We start from the raw sequence: 3,527 nt of genomic DNA on the forward strand, positions 1-3,527 counted from the left end.
ATTGCGCCGATGGTACTGCACTCGTGAGGGTGTGGGAGAGTAGGTCACCGCCGGACTTAACTTGAGAAGTGGGAGGCTCCAACAGTGTTGGGGCCTTCTGCTGGTTTAACCGGTGGATCCACCTGGCCGGGACGGCCTGGCTGGGTGGCTGGTGCGGTGGGGGAGCGGTGGCTCCCCCGTTTTGTTGTTTAAGCGGGGGTTTTCGGTGGCGGCGCGGTGCCTTCTGGGCGGTTTGGGGTGCTGTCCTGCGGCCGGCCCCGTGGGGATGGCGTGGGGCAAGGCAGTTTGGTAGTGGGGGAGCAGAAGTTCCCCCGTTTTCCTGTTTAAGCGGAGTTCAGCTGCAAGGTTAACTTTTAGTGCTCTGTGTCGAGTTGTCCAATACCGGGACTCGGCCCCTCAAGCTGCGGAGCTTATGTTGGCAGTATTCTGCTGATTAGCTAGTCGAAATCTATGAACCTTGAGTTGGCGATGCTAATTCGGCAGTATTCTACCGAATTGTTTACCTCTTGAGGCTATGATGATTAGACTGCTACTTACGGCGATATTCTGCCGGTCTGGAGATTCTCATGAGTTCATTGTCGGAGATCGGCGCAGTGATTCAATCAGTGCGTAAGGAGAACGGCCTTACTCAGGAACAGCTTGCCGACCTGGCGGGAATCTCTGAACGAACATTGAGATCGATGGAAAGTGGGCAGGGCAACCCATCTTTTAGCGCCGTTGTTTCAACTGCATCCGTATTGGGAATAAAGCTCATGGTGGAGAAGTGACCTACGAACTTCAGGATCTCAAACAAGTACAAGAGGCGGATGTCTACTACGAGGATGTATTGCCGGGAAGCTAGTTCGACGTCAAGACGGCAGCGTGGTGTTCTCCTACTCCGACTCATATTTGGCTTCGGGTGCACCGCGCATTGCATCCTCTTTGCCGACCCGCGAAGGGCCGTATACCGGCGCACGGGGTGCCCTTCCCTCCTTCTTCTCAGGGATGCTTCCTGAGGGTCACAGGCTCACAGTGCTGAAGCATGCGGCTAAGACGAGCATGTCAGACGAGCTGACACTGCTCATGATCGTAGGGGCGGATACACCGGGCAACGTCAGCATCGTCCCTGCCGGAACAGCGCTGACGCAACCGCCGGCACTTGCAGAATTTTTGAAACCTTCTGAACTGGACTTCACAGCCTTGGCGAAGTCGCTTGATCTGCACTCAATTCCTGGGGTTCAGGAAAAGATCAGCGCCACGATGCTTACTACGCCGATGTCATTGGCTGGGAATGCATACATGCTCAAATTGGATCCACGCGATCATCCACATCTCATCGTAAATGAAGCAGCACCTCTCGCTGCAGCAAGGTTTCTGAAACTCCCTGTCGTGAAGAGCAAGCTGGTCCATGACGCGCATCAACTTGGAGGACTGCTGGTTGAACGTTTCGGCAGAGTGTACAGAGCTGGTGTATCTGGATCGAAGAAGTTGGCATTGGATGACGCTACGCAGGTGCTGAACCCTCCACCGAGCGCGAAGTACTTGGTAACCTCCGAGGAAGTATCCGAAGCCCTGGCTCGGAATTGGCACGCTCCACTCCTTGCCAAGAGGAACCTCTACATTCAGTTTCTCTTCGCATGGCTCAGTGGCAACGGTGACTTACATGGAAAGAACGTATCCATGCTGGCTGGCCAAGACGGACGCTTCGCGATTGCACCAATTTACGATGTTCCGTGCACTTTAATCTATGGCGACGATACATTGGCCCTCACGGTTGCGGGCAAGACAAAGAACCTCCGCCGTAAGCACTGGGAAGAGTTTGCGCGGGTACTCGGCCTGACCGATAAAGCCGCAGCTTCCGCAAACTAGCTGGCCCTGAGGGCAGCGAACAGCATCGACCTGAGCGCGCTTCCTTTCAGTGGATCTCCTCTACGCGGGACACAAAGGGAGCTGCGTTTTCGCCGGCTAGCAGTCAGCTGAAGCATCAGTCGTTACATGCTCGGTGCTATTCTCGGGAAATCTTCTTCGGGCGCTAGTTCTCTTGGCTCGTTCGTAGCCAAACGAGCAGTCTTGGGCAGAGGTAGCCAGTTTCATCGTTGATCCTGCTGTGGCGCGAAGGCGGAACGGTTGCTCGCCCCATACTGGCGTTCCTTGGACGAGTGGTGTCCACAAAACTGAATGATCGAGCGTTGGCGAACACTAGTTTGCATGCACACCTGTTGTTGGCCGGGAATCCAGGTTCACGCCATACGTTGCCTTCGCCGAGCTAGCACACTCTTTCGCTCATGCATTACTATCGAACCCGCATCACGGCAGATCTGCTGGCCTGAGGGCAGGCAACGGTCAAAGACCTCTTATCGGTGTGAATATCTGCAAACTGCAGGGGAAATCGTCCAGCATGTTGCCCAGAAGGCCACGGCGTTCTACCTATGGTAGGGCCGAGACTAATTTACGCGCCTTGGTCTGAAGCTGGCGCTGAACGGGCAACAGAGGTTCTAGAAGCCTTTCGCCCCGATGGGCAGCGCCGGCTATCGGAAGCACAGCAGGCCCGCACGCTTCGCTTCCAGCCACATGCCATACTCCGTCTTGCCAACCATACCTTTGCAAGTAGACGGATCGAAAGTACGTTCGAGTGAGCCAGTCGTGGTTCCCTGCGGGTAACTGCAGCTCCGGCAACCGGAGGCTCTTGACTTCGAACCGCGGCGGAAGCAACCCGATCAATAGATGCTGCCGGGCGCTCACAGGTGTTGGCGGGTTGCCAGAATGCCGGTGCCAGCAGAACCGATGTACTACGAGATATTGCAACTGCGCAGAATTGGCAAGGTCGTTTGGAAGAACGATCATGAGCTCTGCACCGTGACTGAAGTTTGGGCAGAGCGCGGTGAAGTACTGGTGCAATATTGAGACTGCCTAAGAGTGCCCCATCAAAATCATTGGAAGCAGGGATCTTAATACAGGCTCCCCAGATGCAGCAGGCTGTCGTGCACGGGGTGGGAGTCCACAACAACGACGTGAACGGTTGGGAGTCTTATGGGCCTTCGCCGGCAAGGACGTTTCGCAAGTTTCCGGAAGGTGATTCCAGGAGCGTGAAAGGGCCGGCCCGGGGTCGGGCGGAATCCACACTGTAGATTGCTGCCCATCAGTCGACTGGGCTCGTTATTGCTTCCTGCGCCTATGGGCATACAAAAAACATCGATTATCGGGATCCAGAAATGGCCTCGTTTTTATGTGTCCACGCTCACCGTCCCGCAGCACCCCGCCGATTTGCAGACCCCCGACAACCCGTGTATAGTTTTTCCTTGTCGCCACGAGCCGGACGGAACACCAACCGACCAGGACGAGGCGGCGAAAACCCCGGAAAATCAAGGTTTTCCACACCATGTGTGGATAAGCTGGAATTGAATGGGAATCAAAGAATACCGGTTCAAATCACAAAGAATCGATTTGACTTTCAGAATTCAATGATTATAGAATATGAATATAACGCTGGACGATATCGCCTCCTGGAATAGGGGTGGCGGAGAACCGGTAAGTGTTTGTTGTTTGAG

At 54.9% G+C, this 3,527-nt stretch carries 2 protein-coding genes; both read left to right on the forward strand.

Annotated elements, in window-relative coordinates:
* The first annotated feature begins 566 nt into the window (after positions 1-566).
* A complete protein-coding gene (locus tag RF641_RS17485; protein ID WP_047117849.1) occupies positions 567-767 on the forward strand; it encodes a helix-turn-helix domain-containing protein in 201 nt (66 codons plus the stop codon).
* 97 nt (positions 768-864) lie between these two features.
* Entirely contained in the window at positions 865-1,848 is a 984-nt protein-coding gene (locus RF641_RS17490; RefSeq protein ID WP_424573728.1) for a type II toxin-antitoxin system HipA family toxin, read from the forward strand.
* Positions 1,849-3,527 lie beyond the last annotated feature (1,679 nt).

It is taken from the genome of Arthrobacter sp. 'calajunan' (assembly GCF_046940185.1).
Taxonomy (GTDB): Bacteria; Actinomycetota; Actinomycetes; order Actinomycetales; family Micrococcaceae; genus Glutamicibacter; species Glutamicibacter soli.